Consider the following 20,625-nt stretch of genomic DNA (forward strand, 5'->3'; position numbering starts at 1 on the left):
ATCTTCGGCATGCACACAATACGCAGGGGATCTTGGTAACGCACACAATCGTCGGCGTTAACGCGATCCGTAGGAGCCGGCTTGCTGGCGAACGCGGTGGGTCGGAAACGAACATATCGACTGACACACTGCCTTCGTGAGCAAACTCACTCCCACAGAAACCAGTCAGTCACTAAATATCCGCCCCGAGCTGTGCGCCAGACGCAATCGCGGTCACATACTCATCAAACCGTTGCACCTGACCACCCACCCTGCTCCATCCCCGATACGATTCCGCGTCCCTCCTGTAGCGGGCAAAGGCTTCCGATTGCGGTCCGTCCGCAAAAAGTGAAGCGATGGCTGCGCTCTGGAAGTACCAGTAAATTCCGTCACATTGCTCGGTGGCTTTAGCGTTGGAAAGGTCGATCGCCCTGGACCGCCATTGCGCTGCGAGCGCACGTCCCTCTTCCCGAGAAGCGTCTGGCAGCGCTCGCCAGCCAATTTTCTCGGCGTCGTCCACATAGGCGTGATACCTGGCGAGTAATGCCTTATCTCTTTCCCAGACCGAAGGACAAACGGGCGGCGGCGTCGCGAACGCCCCAGGCGCCGGACAAACCGGCAACCCGCTGAGAAGTTGCTGCACCCGCGACAACGGCTCCTCCTGCCCCCGTGCCTTGCCGTCGGCAGAAGCTGACGCCGAATTCGAACTCGGCACAACCTCCTCCACCCGCCCCTCGCGCCCCAGCACCGCCCTCAACCAACCTCGCACTTCCATAGCCCGCTTCCCTCAAAAACCCGTCCACAAACACGACGCTCAACCCAAGCCATCGACCCAAGCCACGCCCCGGCAAACTACACCACCCAGCCCCCGAGAGAATCCAGACGCCACCCAAAAAACCACAGATTCGTCACCCCTCCCGCAAGGCGCATTTGCACCGATTTTCCTTAGTTGCCCGTTTAGTTCAGATCAGTAGGTGAACCGGTTCACCTTCCCGCCCTTTTCTTTAAACCTGCCAAAGAGATCCAATAAAACCCTGCAGCCCTTGAACCACAAGGCCTGCGGCCATTTTCAAGCCGCCCGCGAGGGGCATAGTGGCCATAAAGCATCATTGCAGCCTGTACCAAATGTGAGAAAAACTTCGCGTCTGTAGGAACTTTCCCACACAATTAACTGCCTGAGCTGACACTGCTGGCTACTAGCTATCGGTGTTCGGCCACGTTTCATGCGCCTAACCTTCGCAGCGAGTTTTCGGGATGACGTTGATCCGAATCAGCTTTTCGAGAAGGTGTGCCAGCCGGGCATCGCGTATCTCTCCACGCTGTCTCGTCGCATTCGCCGCATTGTTGAGAAAGGTTCAGGGACGATGTACCCATGACTCAAACGTTTGACGTAGAAGCACTCATAAAGCTGCGCAGCCAGACCCGGGCTATTTCCGACGTGCTTAAAGCACAGGCGTCCGATTACCTGGCCACGCTGGCATTGTTGATTCGTCCCCAGAATCTGTTTGGTGAGTACCTTCAGGGTGCCCAGCGTAGCAGTGGCCGGGAGACCCAGCATCACTTCAAGGAACTCAAAGAGCTGTACGACAGGATTGGTTCGGCGTCTCCGTTCCAGTTGGTCAATGAGATGGAAGTGCCGCTGAACCTGATCAGCACCACGCCCGAGCTGTTTCCGCTGGAATACGACAAGGTCCTGGCCGACAGCGGTCAGACCATCCGCATCACCAGCCCGACCCGTTGGGTGATCGGCTTCAACTCCTTTGATCTGGCGCGCTTTCGCAGCGTCATCAAAGACCCTAATCGCAGCAGCGCCGAGCTATACCGCTTCGTCGTGCACTACCTGGTGCTGTTTTACTGCGTGAGCAAATCACCGGGCCTGGGGCGTCTGTTCGACGGCCTGCGTTTTCCGGTGAGCTTTGAGCGACTGAAGGACTTTGGCGACCTGCCGTTCTGCGTGATCAGCTCGCCGGTGCGCTCGACGCTGCCGGACGACTCGGTCATTCGCAGCAGCACGCAGATTGCCGGGAACGCCAGTTTTGAAGAACTGGTGGGCCAGGACAGCATCATGGACATGAAAGATGAGATTCGTCAGCGCCTGCTGATGACGATCGAAGGACTGTAAAGCACTCGGCTCAACGTCGAGCCGACACGCAAAATGACTTGCAGCGAGTTGCTCGCACAGGAGAACACGATGGCGAAGAAGGAAAGTACCCAGCACAAACTCGACCGCGTTCGCGCCCCTCGGGTCCACATCACCTACGACGTCGACATCGGCGATGCTCAGGAAAAGAAAGAGCTGCCCTTTGTCGTCGGCGTGCTGGGCGATTTTTCCGGCAACCCCCTTGAGCCGCTGCCCAAGCTCAAGGATCGCAAATTCATCTTCATTGACCGCGACAACTTCAATGGCGTGCTTAAAGGCATCAAGCCGCGCCTGGCCTATCGCGTCGACAACACGCTTGCCAAGAACGGCACGCAGCTGGGCGTCGAGCTCAACTTCAACGCCCTCGAAGACTTCGAGCCGCAGAACGTGGTCAAGCAAGTCGAGCCGCTGCGCAAGCTGCTGGAAGTGCGCAACAAGCTCGCCGACCTGCGCAACAAGATGGGCGGTAACGACAAGCTCGAAGAGCTGTTGATGGACGTGTTGCAGAACACCGAGAAGCTGAAAACGCTGGGCAAGGAATTCGGTCGTGAAGCCGCCGTTCCCGCCACCGACGCCAAAGAGTAAGCAGGAGCACGACCATGAACGACAAACAAACCGTGGCCCAGCAGGACACTGATCTGGTTGAAGTGGAAAACTTCGCCCCGCAGTCTTCGCTGCTCGACAGCATCATTTCCGAAAGCCGTGTCGCCCGCTCCGAAACCGAACGCACCCGCACCCGTGATCTGATCGGCGAGCTGGTGGGTCAGGTGCTCGAAGGCGAAATGACGCCGAGCAAAGACCTGATCGCCGTGCTCGATGCGCGCATCGCCGAGATCGATTCGATGCTCTCCGATCAGATGAACGAGATCATGCACGCCCGTGAATTCCAGCAGCTGGAAGCATCCTGGCGTGGCCTGAAATACCAGGTCGATCAGACCGAGACCAGCACCACGCTGAAGATTCAGCTGCTCAACGCCTCGAAGAAAGACCTGGTCCGCGATCTCAAGGCCTCGTCGGAATTCGACCAGAGCGCGCTGTTCAAGAAAATCTACGAAGAAGAGTACGGCACCTTTGGTGGCGCTCCGTTCGGCATGCTGCTGGGTGATTACGAGTTCAACCGTAACCCGGAAGACATGTACCTGCTCGAAGAGATCTCCCACGTCGCCGCCGCGGCCCACGCGCCCTTCATTTCGGCGGCCTCGCCCGAGCTGTTCGGCTGGGACTCGTTCACCGACATGTCCGGCCCGCGGGACCTGGCGAAGATCTTCGACACCGTCGAATACGCCAAGTGGAAATCCTTCCGTAGCTCCGAAGACTCCCGCTACGTCGGCCTGACCCTGCCCCACGTGCTGGGTCGCCTGCCGTATGGCCCGGATACCACGCCGGTCGAAGAATTCAACTTCGTCGAAAGCGTCGATGGCCGCGATCACAACAAATACCTGTGGATGAACGCTGCCTACGCACTGGGCACTCGCGTCACCGACGCGTTCTCGCGTTACGGCTGGTGCGTGGCGATTCGCGGCGTCGAAGGCGGCGGTCTGGTGGAAGGTCTGCCGACCCACACGTTCAAGACCGATGACGGCGAAATCGCCCTCAAATGCCCGACTGAAATCGCGATCACCGATCGCCGCGAGAAAGAACTCTCCGACCTCGGTTTTATCCCGCTGGTGCACTGCAAGGGCACCGACTACGCGGCGTTCTTCGGCACTCAGTCGACGCAGAAGCAAAAGCACTACAACACCGACATCGCCAACGCCAACGCCCGTCTTTCGGCGCAGTTGCAGTACATCTTCGCCACCTCGCGCATCGCTCACTACATGAAGGCGATCATGCGCGACAAGGTCGGCAGCTTTGCATCACGCAAAGACGTCGAGATGTTCCTCAACAAGTGGCTGTCCAGCTACGTGCTGCTCGACGACACCGCCAGCCAGGAAGCCAAGGCCAAGTTCCCGCTGCGTGAAGCCCGCGCCGAAGTCTTCGAAGTGCCGGGCAAGCCTGGCGTGTACAAGGCCGTGACGTACCTGCGTCCGCACTACCAACTGGATGAGCTGACGGCGTCGCTGCGATTGGTCGCAGAACTGCCGCAATCCACACGCGGTTAACCGAATCGGGTCTGCCAGGGAGGCAACATGAGTAGCCAACACAAGCTGTTGCCGTCACTGCTGGACCGGTTGCTGGACGACCGTCCGCACCAGTCCGTTGAAGCCTCGGCGCAACGCTTGTGTTCGCTGGCCGATTACAAGGCCAGCATCGTGCGGGACCTGGAAATCCTGGTGAACACCCGTCAGTCGCTGGTGGCTGGCGAGCTCGCTGGTTTCCCGCAACTGCCCGGGACGATCCTCGATTACGGCATGCCCGATTTCACTAGCAAAAGCGTGCTCGACCCCCGGGACCGCTACCTGATTCAGCAGCAGCTGGAGAAAGCGATTTCCGACGGCGACCGGCGCTTTCGCAGCGTCAAGGTACAACTGCTCGCACAACAAACCGGCCAACGCATGCTGACCTTTCGCGTTGACGCCGTACTGCGCCTGCAAGACATCTCCCGTCAGGTTTCCTTTGACGCGGTGTTGCAGGTCAATACCCAGGAATACACAGTACAGAACCTCAACTGATGCTCGACGACCTGCTCCCCTATTACGAAAAGGAACTGTCGCACCTGCGCTTTCTGGGCCAGGAGTTCGCGAGCCAGTACCCGAAAATCGCCTCGCGGTTGCTCATCGAGGGCGATAACTGCGAGGACCCTCATACCGAGCGGTTGATCGAGGCGTTTTCGTTTCTCGCGGCACGGGTGCACAAGAAGCTCGATGACGAGTTTCCGGAAATCGTCGAATCGTTCCTTGAGGTGCTGTACCCGCACTACCTGCGCCCTACCCCGTCCATGTCCATCGTCGAGTTCACCCTGGGCAAGAACGAGAAGGTCACCGAGGCCTATCGCGTGGCGCGTCACACCGAGATCCACGCCACCCCCATCGACAGCGTGGTGTGCAAGTTCCGCACCTGCTACCCGGTGGACCTTTGGCCCATCAGCGTGCAGCAGGCCTCGTTCGTCGAGATGGAACGCTCGGCGTTCAACGGCCACAGCGCGGATCTGGTGGCACGTTTACGCATCGGCCTGACGGCAACCTCCGACGTGCTGTTCGGTCAGATGGAGCTGGACTCGTTGCGCTTCTTCCTCGACGGCGAAAGCACGCTGATGCTGCAGCTGTACGAGTTGCTCTTCAACAACCTGGCCAAAGCCACCCTGACCTTTGAAGACGAGGGTCGTATGCGCGAAGTGGCCCTGCCGGCCAACGCGCTGAAGGCGGTCGGCTACGGTCTGGATGAGGGGCTGGTGGACTACTCGGAGCGTTCGTTTCTCGGCTACCGGCTGCTGCACGAATACTTCACTTTCCCGGACAAGTTCATGTTCTTCGACCTGTCCGGTTTCGGTCGCATTCTGGCGGGCAAGAAGCTGGGCAAAGTCGAGATCAATTTCTACTTTTCCGACTACGACCTGCACGACCGCCTGGCGCGCCTGACGCAGAACATCGGCCGCGCCAATTTCAAGCTCAACTGCACGCCGATCATCAACCTGTTCCGTCAGCAGGCCGAGCCGATCACCCTGACCCATGCGCAGCATGAATACGCAATCATCCCGGACGTGCGCATGCAAAACACGGCCGAGGTGGTGTCCATCGACCAGGTGCGCCGGGTCAAGAAAGTCGGCGGCCTGGAGCAGGTCACCAACTGCCATCCGTTCTTCGAGCCGCGCGCTGATCAGGGGCCGGGCAACAGCTTCTGGATCGCCCGCCGACGTCCCTCCCAGAGCCGCCAACGGGACGGCACCGACATGTTCATTCGGGTGGTTGACCGGGATTTGGAGCTGATCAACTCGGCCAGCGATACCTTGAGTATCCGCCTGACCTGCAGCAATCGGGACCTGCCTTCTCTGCTCCCCTTCGGCGGCGCGCGCGGGGATTTCAGTGTCCCGGCAGGCTCGGTCATCGATGACATCCGCTGCCTGCGCAAACCCACGGCCTCGGTGCGCGTGCCACTGGGCAACGGCGTGATCTGGCGCCTGGTGTCGCACCTGTCGCTGAACCACATGTCGCTGGTCAGCAAAGGCCGCGACGTACTGTTGGAGCTGCTGTCGCTCTACAACTACCGCAACACCTCGGCGATCCGTAAGCAGATCAACGGCATCGTCTCGGTGAGCAGCGAGCCGGTGGTCGCGCGGATCGGCCACCCGCGTCCGAACTTCGTGCGCGGCGTCGGCATCACCCTCAAGTTCGATGAAAGCCAATACACCGGCAGCGGCGTGTTTCTGTTCGGCATGGTGCTCGATCATTTCTTCGGCCAGTACTGCTCGATCAACAGCTTTACCCAATTAACCCTGCGCACCTTGCAGCGCGAAAAGAGAGTGGTCCAATGGCCCCCGCGAACCGGCGATCAACCCCTGGTCTGATCGACCAGGCACGGGCTGAGCCGCACCGATTCGAATTCTTTCAGTTGGTGCGCTTGCTCCGCCTGCACTACAGCAGGAACGGGCGAATGGACCTGCAGACGCGGCCCCATGAAGACCCGTTGCGCTTTCGTTCGCAGCTGTCGCTGAATTTCCCGGCGAGCGAAGTCAGCGACCTGAAGTTCGAGCGCGAGGGCAAGGTGTCCGCGGCCGGGCTGCCACTGACCGAAGTGCAGGTGACGTTCATGGGTCTGGTCGGGCCGTCCGGCGTATTGCCACGCCCGTACACCGAGCTGTTGCTGGAACGCCACATTCAGTACCGCGACGACGCTGCTCACGCGTTTCTTGACGTGTTTTCCCACCGCATGACCACGCTGTTCTACGAGGCCTGGCAGAAGTACAAGTTCTACATCGAGTACGAGCGCAACGGCACGTCGGACTTCGATCGCTACCTGCTGCACCTGGTGGGCTTGGGCCCGCAGGCGCAGAAGCAGAAGTTCGGCCCGGAAGGCTCGCCGCTGCGCCGGGAGCTGTTCAGCTATTTCTCGGGGATGTTCGCGCAGAAGCCGCGCAACGCGCTGAACCTGCAAGTGATGCTGAGCTTTTACTTCTCGCTGCCGTTCAAGGTGCGGCAGTTCGCCGGGCGCTGGCTAAAGCTCGACGTCAGCCAGTGCACGCAGCTGGGCCGCAAGAACGCCGCCCTCGGGCAGAGCGCTGTGGTCGGCAACCGCGTTTGGGATTACCAGTCCAGCGTGCGCATCGACATCGGCCCGCTGGCGCTGGCCGATTACCAGCGTTTTCAGCCCGGCACCGAGGACTACCAGAAGCTGGTGGAACTGGTGCGGTTTTACGTCGGCGCGCACCTGGATTTCCAGATCGCGCCGACGCTCAAGCGTGAAGCGGTGCCGCTGGCGAAAATCGGCCGTCAGGGCAACGTCGCGCTGGGCTGGCTGGGCTGGTTGAAACGTCCGGGCGCCGATGTCGAGCCGGCCCGTTGTGCTCTTTTCCATATTCCTTTTGATGGGGTCTCACTGTGAACCTGAAGTCGCTGTTCGCCAAACTGAACGAAACCAGTCGCACAGCCACAGAAGGCGCTGCCGCCCTGTGCTTGTCAGAAAACCATTACGACGTTGAAGTCGAGCACCTGCTGCTGCAGTTGCTGGAAAGCAACGACAACGATTTGCCGGCGATCCTCCGTCACTACGACGTGGTCCCCGAGCGCCTGCAGGCCCAGTTGGTCACCGCCCTCGGCACCTTCAAGAAGGGCAACACGCGTACCCCGGCTTTGTCGCCGCACATCACCCGGATGATCGAGCAGGCCTGGGTTTTGGCCTCCATTGAATTCGGCCAGAGCCAGATCCGCACCGGTTACCTGATTCAGGCGTTGCTGGACGATGACGAGCTGCACCGCGTGGTCGTGGCCTCTGCGCCGGAACTGGAAAAAATTAACGCCGACGACCTACGGGTCAACCTCGCCGCACTGGTGGAAGGCAGCCCGGAATCGGGTCTGGCCAGTCCGCTGGAAAGCCCGAAAGCCGCCAACGGCCGCGCTGTTCAAGGCAACGGCAAAACGCCGGGGCTGGATCAATACACCATCAACCTGACCCAGAGCGCTCGCGACGGCCGCATCGATCCGGTGCTGGGCCGCGAGTTCGAAGTGCGGCAGATGGTCGACATCCTCACCCGTCGCCGACAGAACAACCCGATCCTCACCGGTGAAGCCGGCGTGGGTAAAACCGCGGTCGTTGAAGGCCTGGCGTTGCGCATCGTCCAGGGCGACGTGCCTTCGGTGCTCAAGGACGTGGCGATTCACACCCTCGATCTGGGCCTGCTGCAAGCCGGGGCCGGGGTCAAGGGCGAGTTCGAAAACCGCCTGAAGTCAGTGATTGAAGAAACCAAACGCAGCCTGCACCCGATCATCCTGTTCATCGACGAAGCCCACACGCTGATCGGCTCCGGTGGTCAGGCCGGGCAGAACGACGCCGCCAACCTGCTGAAACCGGCACTGGCCCGTGGCGAGTTGCGCACCATCGCGGCGACCACCTGGGCTGAATACAAAAAGTACTTCGAGAAAGACGCCGCCCTCGCCCGCCGTTTCCAGGTGGTCAAGGTCGAGGAGCCAGACGAAGACAAAGCCATCTACATGCTCCGTGGCCTGCTCGGCAAAATGCAGGAGCACCACAAAGTCACGGTCATGGACGAAGCGCTGGTGCAGGCCGTGCGCCTGTCCAACCGCTACATCACCGGGCGTCAGTTGCCGGACAAAGCCGTCAGCGTGCTCGACACCGCCTGCGCTCGCGTGGCCCTGGCGCAGTCGGCGCAACCCGGCCCGCTGGAAGACTGCAAACGCCAGATCGACAACGTCCAGGCCGAGATCGCCGTACTGGAGCAGGAAGCCGCCAAGGGCAGTGACCACTCTCGCCGTCTCGCTGCACTGAACGAGGAATTGCAGAGCGTCCAGACCACCCGCGAAACCCTGGAACAGCAATGGCAGCGCGAGCTGGACCTGGTCAAGAAACTGGCTGAACTGGGCAGCGTCGAGACACCCGATGTCAGCGAGATTTCCGCCGTGCGCGCCGAGCTGTCAGCCGTTCAGGGCGAGCAGCCACTGGTCCACGCACTGGTCGACGGCGGCACCATCGGCGAGGTGATTTCCGGCTGGACCGGCATCCCGCTGGGCAAGATGTTGCGCAACGAAATCGACACCGTGCAGCGCCTGCCTGCTCTGCTGGGTGAGCGCGTGTTGGGGCAGGATCATGCCCTGGCGGAGATCGGCAAACGCATCAAGATCTCCCGTGCGCGCATGGAAGACCCGAACAAGCCCATCGGCGTGTTCCTGCTGCTCGGCCCGAGCGGCGTCGGCAAGACCGAAACCGCCCTGGCGCTGGCCGACACCCTGTACGGCGGCGAGCGCAACGTCATCACCATCAACATGTCCGAGTACCAGGAAGCCCACACCGTTTCCAGCCTCAAAGGCTCGCCGCCGGGTTATGTCGGTTATGGCGAAGGCGGCGTGCTGACCGAAGCGGTGCGGCGCAAACCCTACAGCGTGGTGCTGCTGGACGAAGTGGAAAAAGCCCACCCTGACGTGCTTGAGCTGTTCTTCCAGGTCTTCGACAAGGGCGTGCTGGATGACGGCGAAGGTCGCGAGATCAACTTCCGCAACACGGTGATCATCCTCACCTCAAACACCGGCACCGATCGCATCATGGAGCGCTGCCTGAACACCGCCGAGCAGCCGACCCCGGACGAGATCGTCGAGGACCTGCGCGACGAGTTGAACCAGGTGTTCAAGCCGGCCTTCCTCGGGCGTCTGACCATCGTGCCGTACTACCCGGTTCAGGACGAGATTCTGGAGCGCATCGTCGCGCTCAAGCTGGAGCGCATTCGCAAACGTTTCGAGCGCAATCATCAGGCCGTGCTCGGCTATGACGAGGCGCTGGTCAAAGCCATCGCCGCGCGCTGCACCGAGGTGGACAGCGGCGCACGCAACATCGACAACATTCTGTCCAAGACCCTCATGCCGGAACTGTCCCAGCACGTGCTGGAACGCATGGCCCAGGACAAACCGATTCAGAGCCTGAACATCGAGCTGGGCAGCGACGGCGGTTTCGCCTATCGACTGGTTTGAGCTGGCTGGATTGATCGAGCATTCATAGGTATGCAGTCATGAACATGCGAAACAGGGAACGTCTTTGCGCCGGGGCTGGCTGGGCTACCCGCGTGACCCTTCTGACGGTCGTGATGGCGCTCACCGCCTGCGGCATCACCGACCGCGCCAGCAAGCGCGTCGATGACACGTGGGCCGGCGACATGCTGTTCGGCGACAAGGAAAAAGTCATCCTCACCGCTGACGGCGGCAACCAGCTCAATCCCGATGAAAGCGGCCGGCCGCTGTCGGTCGTGCTGCGGGTTTATCAGCTGACGGCGCTTGAGCGGTTTGCGTCCATTGACGCCGATTCGCTGTGGGACAACCCGCAGCAGGCCCTTGGCAACACGCTTATCGACAGCCAGGAAATCACCCTGCTGCCGGGCATGGGCCAGATCGACCAGTGGCCGCTGAACACCGCCACCGGCTATGTCGGCATCGCTGCGTTCTTCCGCTCCGACGAGAAGAGCCACTGGAAAGTCGCCTTCGATGCCAACTCCCTGCGCAAGGACGGCATCTGGTTTTCCTCCGACGGCCTGCGCGTCCTGGTGGACAACAACCACGTGCTGGCGGTACGCGGCAACGACGTGCTGAACAAGCCGCAGACCGAGGCGCAGTTCGCCAAAAGCAACGTCATGCCCACAGCCACGCCCGCCGCCAATCCAGGTAATCCGTCCCTGACTCAACAGGTGCAGGACGCGGCGGTGCAAAAGGCCCAGGACTCGGCGGTCGACTCCGCTCAGAAAGGCGCGCAATCAAAATTTGATTCATTAGTGGAAGGCGTTCATGAGTAAACAGAGCCGCGTGATGTGGTCCGAGGGCATGTTTCTTCTGCCGCAGCACTTCCAGTATCAGGATGAGTTCCATCAGCATCAGCTGGCCGAATCGACGCTGCGCAGCACGCCCTTCCATTGGGGCGTGCAGGCCATGCAGATCGACGAAGAAGCGCTGGCCGGCGGGTCCCTGCAATTCAAGCGGCTGAAGCTGGTGTTTCCCGACGGCAGCCTGTTCGACGCGCCGTCACACGATCCGCTGCCGGCTGCGCGGGATTTGCGCGAGTTGCTCAAAGGCAATGACTTCAAGGTCTACGCCGCCTTGAAGCTGCCTGAGCCGTTCGGCCTCAATTACGTCGAAGACGGCCAGGAGCAGAAAAACGCACGGCGTTTCCGCAAGCAGTTCGACACCCTGCCCGACCTCAACGAAGGCGATCTGGAGAACGAAATCACCAGCCTGCGCCTGAACGTGGTCATGCTGATCGACGGCGACACGCTGGACGGCTACAGCTATTGCCCGATCGCGCGGCTGTCACGCAACAACATCGGCGGCTTCAGCCTCGACACCCATTTCGTGCACCCGACCCTGCACCTGGGCACCCACGAAACCCTGATCGGTCTGGGCAAACGTCTGCTCGGCGCGCTGCACTCAAAAAGCAAGGCGCTGTCGGGCCGCCGCCGGGAACGTGCCGACCAGATCGCCGAATTCGGTTCCAGCGACGTCACGCTGTTCTGGTTGCTCAACACGGTCAACCGCGCGTACCCGAACCTGGCGCACTTGCTGGCCCACCCGCGTCTGCACCCGGAGCGTCTGTATTTGTTCCTCGCGGAACTGGCCGGTGGCTTGCTGACCTTCTCGCTGGAGGTCGAGCTCAACGACATCCCCGAGTACAACCACCACGACCCGGCGGCGTCGCTGGTCGCGCTGGACCAGATGATCCGCACGCTGCTGGACAACGTCATCCCGAACCAGTGCATCGTCATCAACCTGACTCAGACCAAGCCGTCGTACTGGCAGGGCCAGCTGCACGACCCACGACTGGTCGATGCCGATTTCTATATTTCCGTGCACGCCGACATGCCCGGCTCCAGCCTGCTGGAACTGGTGCCGCGTGCGGTCAAGGTCGGCTCCCCGGAAGACATCGAAGTGGTGGTCAACAGCGCCATGCCCGGCGCCACGCTCAACCATTCGACGCGATTGCCCAACGCCATTCCCGTGCGTCTGGACAACCACTACTTCTCGATCGAACCCCATGGCCGGGTCTACGAACGCATGATGAGCGCCCAGGCGATCTCGTTCTACGCACCCAGCGCTTTCACCAACCTCAAGCTTGAACTGATGGCAGTACTCAAATGAGCGAAGCCGTAATGCAAGGCGCCATGGCCGCCGACCAGCCAAAACCGACCCTCAAAGACCTGGTGCAGGATTTCATCAGCATGGCGCTGATCCTGCGTCGTGGCCGTCAAGTGACCTCGGTCAGCGCGTTCGAGGACAGCGTCGATCGGTTCTTCGCCGCCCTGGAGCGAGAAGCCCGCGCGTCGAATTACAGCGTCGAGCAGGTCAAGGACACGCAATACGCGTTGTGCGCGTTTCTCGACGAAAGCGTGCTGCGGGCCAAGATGCCCGAAGCGCCGGTGGTGGCAAAAGCCGAGGGTTCTACCCCTTCAGCCAACGCCGCACTGGAGGCGCCGGCCGAGAAAGTCAACGAACTGCGCCGGCACATCGAAGTGTCGCCGCTGCAGTTCCGCCACTTCGGCGTGCACCTGGCGGGCGAAGGGTTCTTCGACAAGATCGAAACCCTGCGCGCGGATGTGAAACGCAACCTGGACGTGCTGGAGGTGTATCACCTGTGCCTGGCCCTGGGGTTCGAAGGCAAATTCAGCGTCGGTGAGGGCAAGGATCAACTGCGCTACCTGGCCAACACCCTCGGTCAGGACATCGCCCGCTATCGCAAGACCCCCAAAGCGCTGTCGCCGGACTGGGCGCTGCCCGATCAGGTCTCGCAGATGCTGCGCCACGAAGTACCGGTGTGGGTTTACCTGGCGCTGATCGCACTGGTCTGTCTGGCGGTCTACCTGACGCTGGACTGGCTGCTGGGCAAGGACGTCGCCTTATTGTCCGAACACATCAGCCAATTGTTCAGTGCCTGAGCACTGCTCGGGTAAGCGAGTCAGGAAGACATGAAAACACTACTTCGCGCTTTAAAAAGTTTCTGGTTCCTCGTCATCACGCTGTGGCTGATAAGCCTCGCCGCGTGCGTGGCCCTGGCGGCGCGCAGCCAATGGTCACGGGAATACCTGCTGGAAACCCTGCTGGTGGTCAGCGGTTTTTACCTGTTTGTCTGTGTCATTCGTCAGATACGGCGCATTCAGAAAGAGCACAATATCGAGCGTCTGGTGCACCACGAAGTCGACCGTTCATTGCCGGCCGACGGCAATTTCCGCGACCAGCAAGTGCTGCGCGACCGCCTCAAGCACGCGATCACCATGCTGCGCGCCGATCGCTCGGCAGGCGGCGGCGGTTCGTCGGCGTTGTACGAGTTGCCGTGGTACCTGGTGATCGGCCAGGCAGCGGCCGGCAAGACGTCGCTGCTCACCCGCTCGGGGCTTTCCGCCACCACCGCCAGTGGCCAGACCACCGACGAAAGCGGTACCCGCCATTGCGATTGGTACTTCAGCCCCGAGGCGGTGCTTATCGACACGGCCGGCCGTTACCTGGCCGAGGACTCGGCCGCCAGCGAATTCACTGCCTTCCTGCAACTGCTGAAAAAGCAGCGCAAGAAAACCGCGATCAACGGGCTGGTGCTGGTGGTCAGCCTGCCGGAACTGCTGGCGGCCACGGCCCATGAGCGTGCGGAAATGGCGATCCAGCTGGTCGCACGCATCGAGGAGTACAGCCGCAGCCTCGACGCCCATCCGCCGATCTATCTGATGCTGAGCAAGACCGATCAGTTGCCGGGCTTCAATCAGGCCTTCGACGGTCTGGACCTGAACGAGCGTCAGCAGCCGCTGGGCATGACCTTCGCGCTGTCGGAAATCCGCACCCAGGGCTTGAAGACAGTCCTCGACAGCAAACTGAAGAACCTGCACCGTGGCGTGCAGCGTCATGTCGATGCGCAGATGATCAGGCTCGGTTCTGACGCCAACAGCGCGCTGCTCAACTTCCCCAATTACTTCGCCGATCTATCAGGCGTGCTGGTGCCGTTCCTGGAGCACTTCACCCAGCCCGCCAGCCATGGCAGCCCGCTGCTGCTGCGCGGCCTGTATTTCACCAGTGCGCTGCAGACCGCTCAACAGCTGAGCCAGGTGTTCGACGACGATCTGGCCGAAGACTTCGCTCTCCAGCCGGCCAGCGACAGCGCCCAAACCGGCCAGGCCAATGGCCGGAAAACCGGCGACCGCAGCTACTTCATCACTGATACGTTTCGCCGGGTGATTTTCCCCGATCGCGACTTGATCTCGTATCAGTCACGGGACGGCCGCGACAGGTCCATGACCCCGGTGGTCATCGCCGCCGCACTGCTCGCAGGTTTCGGTTTCATCGGCTGGCAGGCGCTGTCGTTCCAGCACAACCGTGAATGGATCGCCGCCCTGCAAGACAAGTTGACCGAGCTGGACGACGCCCCCGACCGCGCCCAGCGCATGGCGGCAGGCGAAGGCCTGGAGCTGCTGCGCCACGAACTGGCCCAGATCGAGAAACACCGTGCCAGGGGCGTTCCGCTGCAACTGAGTGCCGGCCTGTACCGCGGTGACGAAATCTTTGCTGCCGCGCAAACCGCCTATCTCCAGCAACTGCGCAGCCAGGCCCTTGAGCCGGTGGCGCTGAAGCTGCAAATGCAGATGCGCGCGTTCAACGAGTTCACTCAATCCGTTGACCCACAGAACGAACTCGGTGCCACTGCTGGTAAGTCAACCGACAAAACCGGCGGCAAATCGGGCAAGGGTCAGAAACTGGTGGATCGGGGCGTGCGCAGTTTCGCCGCCAACACCGGCAAGCCAAGCCTGAGCAGCATTCCGCGCAGCGTCGGCGATGTCGGCAGCCGCGTTAAAGGCGCTGTGCGCAGCAACGTGACCAAAACCCGCGAAGCGGCCCTCGCCGACCTGCGCAATCCGGCCAAGGCCAGCGACGCCGCAGAACTGTCGGCCACCACCGGCGGGCTGTCGTTGTCCGAAGAAATGCTCGGCCGTCTGGACGAGCAGCAAGTCGCGTCGATCATCGAGTCCTACAACTCGCTCAAGCTCTACCTGATGCTCACGCAGCCCAACGCGCATTCGGACCCGGAATTCGTCAGCGCCGCCTTGCCCGTCGCCTGGAGCAACACCGCGTCGGCAGAGAGCCCGGTCAGCGATGAGGTGATCACCGATAACGTGCCGATGTACGTGCAATTGCTCAAGACCGGACAGGCCCCTGCCCTGCCCCGCAACGATCAACTGGTCGAAGAAACCCGCAAGAGCCTCAAGTCGTTCATGATTTCCAGCTCGCTGGTGGACCGTGAATACCTGCGCCTGCAACTGGAAGCCAGTCGGCAATTCCCGGCCGTGGGCCTCAACGAGCTGGTGCCGTTGCCAGGCCGTCAATTGCTCTACGGCAGCGAAGCGGTGCCTGCGATCTTCACCCGCCAGGGCTGGAACGGTTTCGTCAAACCCGAACTGATCAAGCTGATGTCGAGCAACCTGCGCAACGAGTCCGACTGGGTGCTGGACGGTGACGGCGGCGATAGCATCATCCAGAAAGCCAACTTCATGCGCGAGTTCATGGCCCGCTACAAGCGTGACTACGCCCAGTCCTGGTACACCTTGCTGAGCAGCGTCGGGGTGCGTCACTTCACCGACATGGCCAACGCCACGCTACAGTTGTCGTTGTTGAGCGACGTGCAGAATTCACCGGTGAAAATCCTGCTGTCCGGGGTCAACGACAACACCCAGTGGGACGTGCCTGCGCCCCAGGTGAATCAGCAGGCCGGCGCGCCGAAGCCTGATGATTTCTGGAGCAAGGTCACCGGGCTGATGAACGGCCCGCAAGCCCCAACCGCGGCCATGCTGTCGCCGTTGCCGGCGGTGGACGACGGCAGCCTGGCCCAGCGCTTCGAGCCGGTGTCGCGGGTCTTCGCGACACAGAACGCCGAGGGCGCCGACAGCACGATCATGGATCGCTACCTGGCGGCACTGCGCAAACTGAAGGTGCGGATGAACAACATCCAGCGCTCCCAGGACGTTGGCAAAAGCAGCAAGCAGTTGATCAGCGAAACCCTCGAAGGTCAGCCGAGCGAAGTGACCAACGTGCGCAACTACGTCGAGACCACGGTGGACACCAGCCAGGGCGGCTTGTCGGAGTCGCTGCAGGGCCTGTTCAGCTTGCCGATCCAGTTCGCCTGGGAAACCCTGCGCGACCCGGCCGGCCAGCAGATCGCCAAGGCCTGGGCGCAGCAGATTGCCAAGCCGTGGGAACAGGTTATGGCCCACCGTTATCCGATCGCTGCGGGCAGCCGCAACGAAGCGTCGGTCAAAGACCTGCAGCGTTTCGTCGACCCCGAGTCCGGCCTGCTGCCGAACTTCAAGCGCAACGAAATCGGCAACCTGTCCGGCGGTGAAGGCTTGGGCATGGGCAGCGGCGCCAAGGCCGCGCCGCTGGTCAACCCGAACATGGTCACCAGCATCGACAAGGCCAGCTCCCTCGGCCAGGTCATCGCCAGCCTATCAGACAAGGAAAACGGCTTCGAAATCATGCTGGAACCGTCGGCGTTCTTCACCGACATCATCTTCACCCTCGACGGTCAGGTTCAGCATTACCGCAACGGCAAGACCAGCTGGAGCCGCTTCTCCTGGCCGGGCACCACCACCGCACCGGGCGCACGTCTGGACGTCGTCACCCTGACCGGCGAACGCATCACTGTGTTCGATTACCCCGGTCGTTGGGGCCTGTTGCGCATGAACGACAGCGCCCGGGTCGACGACCTCGACGGCATCCAGCAGCGCTTCAGCTGGAACACCGCCAACGGTCAGGTCAGCCTCGCGGTGCGCAACTACGGTGGGGTCAAGCTGACTGACCTTGCCAACGTCAAATCCCTCAGCGCGCTGAACACCCCGTCCAAAGACGTGGCGCAAGGATCGGCGAAGTGATGAGCGGCGCGCTGTGTTCGAATCGCTGCCGTGTGAGCAGCCGGGAGGGCCGTCGATGATTGGCTGCTTCGGCAAGCTGCCGTCGAGCGCGGACTTCGTCAGCCTGCACGGCGCCGGAGATGACGTCTGCGAGTTCGACGGCTGGCTGCAGACGTCCCTCGCGGCCATTCATGGGGGCGACGACTGGCGGGCGCAGTTCGACCGCCTGCCGGTGTGCTTTTTCTCGTACCGCGCGCGCTCGGGCAACTGGCTGCTGGGCGGACTGGTCAGCTCGATGGATTCCAGCCAGCGTCGCTACCCGCTGTTCATCTTTCAGTCCGTGAAGGCTGGCGATGGCGAGCCGCTGGTCAACCCGTTCACCCTGAGCGAGTTGTTCTGCGCGCAGATCAAGCCGCTGCTGCACCTCGGCGCCCAGGGCGAGCAGTCGGCCGTGTTGTTCGAGCGGATCAAGGCGCTGCGCCCGTTGCAGGGTCAGGACTTCGCATTGTTCCGCCAGGTGCACGAGAAATTCCTGCGTAACTTCAATCTTCGGGACATCGCCACGGCGCTGGGTCACTCCTGGCCGGAGTTCGTCACCAACGCCGTGCTGACCCGCCTGCATGCGCTGCGCCGCCCGCTGAATCAACCACAGGCGCCGGGCATCAGCCTGCCGCTGCCCGCCGAACGTGGCCTGAAAAACCCGACGGCGGACCTCTGGGTCGACTGGCTGACACGGATGAAAACCGGCCGCGTATCGCCCCAGGTCAACGTGCTGGCCGACGATTTCATGCGGCCGAAGTTGCTGAGCTTTCCATCACGCAGTGACACCGGTCTGTATACGGCCCTGACCGACCCGGCCGAGCGGCCCGAGCATTACGACGTGCTGGCGGATTTCGCAGCGTTCGACGAACACCACCGGCCGCCTCAGTTTCCCGACACCGACCGCCCCCTTTTTGACGTCATCGACCGTTTTGTCGACGCGCTGGATGTGAAGTCTGTATGAACAAGCTCAAGTATTACCTGCTGCGCTACCAACCCTACATTCTGGGGGTGTGCTTCTTCCTGACGATCTTCATCGTCTGGGGGCTGGGCCGCGCGATGGACTTCAGTTCCCTGGGCAGCCTGCTGACCGGCATCGCGGTGTTTCTGCTGCTGTCGATCGGCTACGTGCTGTTTCTCTACCGCAGCACCTCGCGGCAGCACAACCTTGAAGGTCTGCTGCGCGACGACGCCGATCAGGCGGTGTTGAATGCCAGCCCCGCGGACCGTGAAGAGGTCAGCCTGCTGCGCGAACGCCTGCTGCAAAGCATCGATCGCCTGCGCAGCAATACTCCCCGCGGCACCCGTGCCAAAGACGCGCTGTACGCCCTGCCGTGGTATCTGGTGGTGGGCCAGCCGGCAGCGGGCAAGAGCACCATGCTCTATCAATCCGGCTTGAACTTCCCCTATGCCGAGCGCGAAGGCGTGCGGGTCGCCGGGCTGGGCGGCACACGAAACTGCGACTGGTTCTTCAGCTCCGAAGCGGTGCTGCTGGACACCGCCGGGCGCTACATGACCGATCAGGAAGAAGCCGGCAAATGGCGCGGCTTTCTGCAGCTGCTGCGTCAGCACCGCCAGCGCCGCCCACTCAACGGGCTGATCGTGACGGTGAGCATCCACGACATCCTCCAGGCCTCGCTGGAAGATCAGGAGCGTCTGGCCAAGCGCCTGCGTGAACGCATTCAGGAAACGTACTCGCTACTGGAAGTGCGCCTGCCGATTTACCTGGTCTTCACCAAATGCGACCTGGTGCCGGGCTTCGCGCCGTTCTATCGCCAGTTGGACGACGTCGCCCGCGGCGAAGTGATGGGCAAGACCTTCACCCACAAAGACTTTGAAAAAACCGACTGGGCCCAGCGTTTCGGCGTGGCCATGGACGAACTGGTCAACTACTGGAAGGAAGTGGCCAGCCAGCAATTGGTGTTGCAGGACATCCAGATCACCCGTCGGGATTCGGCGGTCTACCGTTTTCCGCTGGAATTCGCAGCGCTGAAGCCTCGGCTGCAACTGTTCGTCGACGCCCTGCTGCGCGCCAATCCGTACCAGAATGCCGAGCTGCTGCGTGGCTTCTACTTCACCAGCGCACTGGATGCCGACGCGCCGGAACTGGGTGGCCACACCCGTCAGGTCAGCGAGCGGTTCTCCCTGGAAGCCGAACAGGCAACCGCTCACGGCCAGGCCCAGCCGCAGCCGCTGTTCATCAACAGCCTGTTCCGCAAGGTGATCATTCCCGACCAGCATCTGGTGGCGCTGTACACCAGCAACGTCCGCGAACGCCGTCGCAAGGCCGCGTGGGTCGGCGGGGCCAGCCTTATTGCCCTGCTGCTGTGCGGCGCGTGGGGCTGGTCGTACTGGAACAACAAGACCGAGATCCAGACGCTGTCTTCCGAGCTGACTGCGGCAGCAGCCCAGGACACCGCGACGCCGGGGCAGTACACCGCCTGGCAAACCCTTGATCGCCTGCGCGTGCGAACCGCCGATTACTATGTGCGGCACCACGATCAGGGCGTGCCATTGCGCCTGCGTCTGGGCCTTTATCAGGGCTACAACGTCGAGCCGCTGGTGCGTGCGCGTTACTTCAGCCGGCTGGAAACGGTCATGCTCAAGCCGACCGCCGATAACCTCACCCGCTCGCTGTACCTGCTGACCACGATCAAGGTCTACCAGCGCAACGCCAAGGACCTGATGCCGGTCACCGGTGTGGACAGCGTCGAGCCCCGCGCCCTGCCCAACGACAACCGCGCGCAGTCCATCGCTGATTTTGGCAAGGCCACCCTGGAGACCTACGTTCAGCTCTCGCGCTCCCAGCGGGAAAAAGCCGACCCGGCCTTCCTCAAAGCGAAGATCCCTGACTACTGGTACCCGGCCATCGCCAAACAGACCGGCAAAACCATCGGTGCGACGGGCGCTGCGACCAACTCGGGCACTGACTACGAGCTCGCCAGCCGCCAGGTCAATTTCTACAGCGACCAGATCCACGAACCGGACGTGCCGAGGATTCTCGACAACGCGTTCCTGACGTCCAGTTCGCGCAATTACATCAACAGCCTGCTCTCGCAATCGCTGCGCTCCATCGAGACCATCACCCTGGAGTCGGACACCCTGTTCGCCTTCGGCCGTGCTGATTTCCAGAGCCTGAAAACCGAGGGCCAGAGCCAGTTGAGCGCCATCGCCGGCAAGCTGCTGAGCACGCCGAACATCGGCAAGATCATCATCGCCGGTCACGCCGATCAGCTCGGCGACCGCCAGGGCAATCTGCAGGTGTCCAGGCAGCGGGCGCAAACCATCAAGACCTACCTGGTCGGCAAGGGCGTGCCCGCCGAGCTGGTGGAAGCCGTGGGCGAAGGCAGCGAGAAGCCACTGGTCAAGTGCGACATGCAGCAGCCGCGCGCGCAGTTGATCCAGTGCCTGGAGCCGAACCGGCGCGTAGAAATCGAGGTGCGGGCGCTGAACTGATTGCGCGCATCTAAAGAATCCGGCGTCCGGGCCCTGTTGCATGAAGGCC

General features: G+C 61.9%; 14 protein-coding genes. 13 read left to right on the forward strand and 1 reads right to left on the reverse strand.

Features of this window, described 5'->3' with window-relative positions:
* Positions 1-172 precede the first annotated feature (172 nt).
* Entirely contained in the window at positions 173-754 is a 582-nt protein-coding gene (locus EC919_RS00735; RefSeq protein WP_133770268.1) for a hypothetical protein, read from the reverse strand.
* A 597-nt stretch (positions 755-1,351) separates the two neighbouring features.
* Here EC919_RS00735 and EC919_RS00740 point away from each other — a divergent pair.
* The 13 genes from EC919_RS00740 (at position 1,352) to tssM (ending at position 20,576) form a co-directional block, all read left to right on the forward strand.
* Complete coding sequence (locus tag EC919_RS00740; RefSeq protein ID WP_065988947.1) at positions 1,352-2,101, forward strand: hypothetical protein; 750 nt, start codon at positions 1,352-1,354, stop codon at positions 2,099-2,101.
* Between the two features lie 69 nt (positions 2,102-2,170).
* Positions 2,171-2,704 carry a type VI secretion system contractile sheath small subunit gene (gene tssB, locus EC919_RS00745; protein ID WP_062387737.1) on the forward strand — a complete coding sequence of 178 codons (534 nt, stop codon included), beginning with the start codon at positions 2,171-2,173 and terminating at the stop codon, positions 2,702-2,704.
* A gap of 14 nt (positions 2,705-2,718) precedes the next feature.
* Positions 2,719-4,221 carry a type VI secretion system contractile sheath large subunit gene (gene tssC, locus EC919_RS00750; RefSeq protein ID WP_133770270.1) on the forward strand — a complete coding sequence of 501 codons (1,503 nt, stop codon included), beginning with the start codon at positions 2,719-2,721 and terminating at the stop codon, positions 4,219-4,221.
* A gap of 27 nt (positions 4,222-4,248) precedes the next feature.
* Positions 4,249-4,731 carry a type VI secretion system baseplate subunit TssE gene (gene tssE / locus EC919_RS00755; protein WP_133770272.1) on the forward strand — a complete coding sequence of 161 codons (483 nt, stop codon included), beginning with the start codon at positions 4,249-4,251 and terminating at the stop codon, positions 4,729-4,731.
* A complete protein-coding gene (gene tssF, locus EC919_RS00760) occupies positions 4,731-6,563 on the forward strand; it encodes a type VI secretion system baseplate subunit TssF (protein WP_133770274.1) in 1,833 nt (610 codons plus the stop codon). The genes tssE and tssF overlap by 1 nt, the downstream gene beginning before the upstream one ends.
* Positions 6,527-7,597: a type VI secretion system baseplate subunit TssG gene (tssG, locus tag EC919_RS00765; RefSeq protein ID WP_108122374.1), complete on the forward strand. Its 1,071-nt coding sequence runs from the start codon at positions 6,527-6,529 to the stop codon at positions 7,595-7,597. Before tssF ends, tssG begins: the two co-directional genes overlap by 37 nt.
* A complete protein-coding gene (tssH, locus tag EC919_RS00770; RefSeq protein WP_133770276.1) occupies positions 7,594-10,191 on the forward strand; it encodes a type VI secretion system ATPase TssH in 2,598 nt (865 codons plus the stop codon). The genes tssG and tssH overlap by 4 nt, the downstream gene beginning before the upstream one ends.
* A gap of 38 nt (positions 10,192-10,229) precedes the next feature.
* Positions 10,230-11,003, forward strand: a complete 774-nt coding sequence (tssJ, locus tag EC919_RS00775) for a type VI secretion system lipoprotein TssJ (protein WP_133770278.1) — start codon at positions 10,230-10,232, stop codon at positions 11,001-11,003.
* Entirely contained in the window at positions 10,996-12,339 is a 1,344-nt protein-coding gene (tssK, locus tag EC919_RS00780) for a type VI secretion system baseplate subunit TssK (protein ID WP_133770280.1), read from the forward strand. The genes tssJ and tssK overlap by 8 nt, the downstream gene beginning before the upstream one ends.
* Positions 12,336-13,133, forward strand: a complete 798-nt coding sequence (gene icmH, locus EC919_RS00785) for a type IVB secretion system protein IcmH/DotU (protein WP_133770282.1) — start codon at positions 12,336-12,338, stop codon at positions 13,131-13,133. Before tssK ends, icmH begins: the two co-directional genes overlap by 4 nt.
* Positions 13,134-13,163: 30 nt before the next feature.
* Positions 13,164-17,102, forward strand: coding sequence for a type VI secretion protein IcmF/TssM N-terminal domain-containing protein (locus EC919_RS00790; protein ID WP_133770284.1), 3,939 nt, complete (start codon positions 13,164-13,166; stop codon positions 17,100-17,102).
* Positions 17,103-17,157: 55 nt separating this feature from the next.
* Complete coding sequence (gene tagF / locus EC919_RS00795) at positions 17,158-18,084, forward strand: type VI secretion system-associated protein TagF (protein WP_133770286.1); 927 nt, start codon at positions 17,158-17,160, stop codon at positions 18,082-18,084.
* Positions 18,081-20,576: a type VI secretion system membrane subunit TssM gene (gene tssM / locus EC919_RS00800; protein WP_133770288.1), complete on the forward strand. Its 2,496-nt coding sequence runs from the start codon at positions 18,081-18,083 to the stop codon at positions 20,574-20,576. The genes tagF and tssM overlap by 4 nt, the downstream gene beginning before the upstream one ends.
* Positions 20,577-20,625: the final 49 nt, after the last annotated feature.

This window comes from Pseudomonas graminis (assembly GCF_004364335.1).
Taxonomy (GTDB): domain Bacteria; phylum Pseudomonadota; class Gammaproteobacteria; order Pseudomonadales; family Pseudomonadaceae; genus Aquipseudomonas; species Aquipseudomonas graminis_D.

Coding starts and splice junctions, on each gene's coding strand:
- EC919_RS00735 (WP_133770268.1), bottom strand. CDS start 754: ATGGAAGTGCGAGGTTGGTTGAGGGCGGTGCTGGGGCGCGAGGGGCGG.
- EC919_RS00740 (WP_065988947.1), top strand. CDS start 1,352: ATGACTCAAACGTTTGACGTAGAAGCACTCATAAAGCTGCGCAGCCAG.
- tssB (WP_062387737.1), top strand. CDS start 2,171: ATGGCGAAGAAGGAAAGTACCCAGCACAAACTCGACCGCGTTCGCGCC.
- tssC (WP_133770270.1), top strand. CDS start 2,719: ATGAACGACAAACAAACCGTGGCCCAGCAGGACACTGATCTGGTTGAA.
- tssE (WP_133770272.1), top strand. CDS start 4,249: ATGAGTAGCCAACACAAGCTGTTGCCGTCACTGCTGGACCGGTTGCTG.
- tssF (WP_133770274.1), top strand. CDS start 4,731: ATGCTCGACGACCTGCTCCCCTATTACGAAAAGGAACTGTCGCACCTG.
- tssG (WP_108122374.1), top strand. CDS start 6,527: ATGGCCCCCGCGAACCGGCGATCAACCCCTGGTCTGATCGACCAGGCA.
- tssJ (WP_133770278.1), top strand. CDS start 10,230: ATGAACATGCGAAACAGGGAACGTCTTTGCGCCGGGGCTGGCTGGGCT.
- tssK (WP_133770280.1), top strand. CDS start 10,996: ATGAGTAAACAGAGCCGCGTGATGTGGTCCGAGGGCATGTTTCTTCTG.
- icmH (WP_133770282.1), top strand. CDS start 12,336: ATGAGCGAAGCCGTAATGCAAGGCGCCATGGCCGCCGACCAGCCAAAA.
- EC919_RS00790 (WP_133770284.1), top strand. CDS start 13,164: ATGAAAACACTACTTCGCGCTTTAAAAAGTTTCTGGTTCCTCGTCATC.
- tagF (WP_133770286.1), top strand. CDS start 17,158: ATGATTGGCTGCTTCGGCAAGCTGCCGTCGAGCGCGGACTTCGTCAGC.
- tssM (WP_133770288.1), top strand. CDS start 18,081: ATGAACAAGCTCAAGTATTACCTGCTGCGCTACCAACCCTACATTCTG.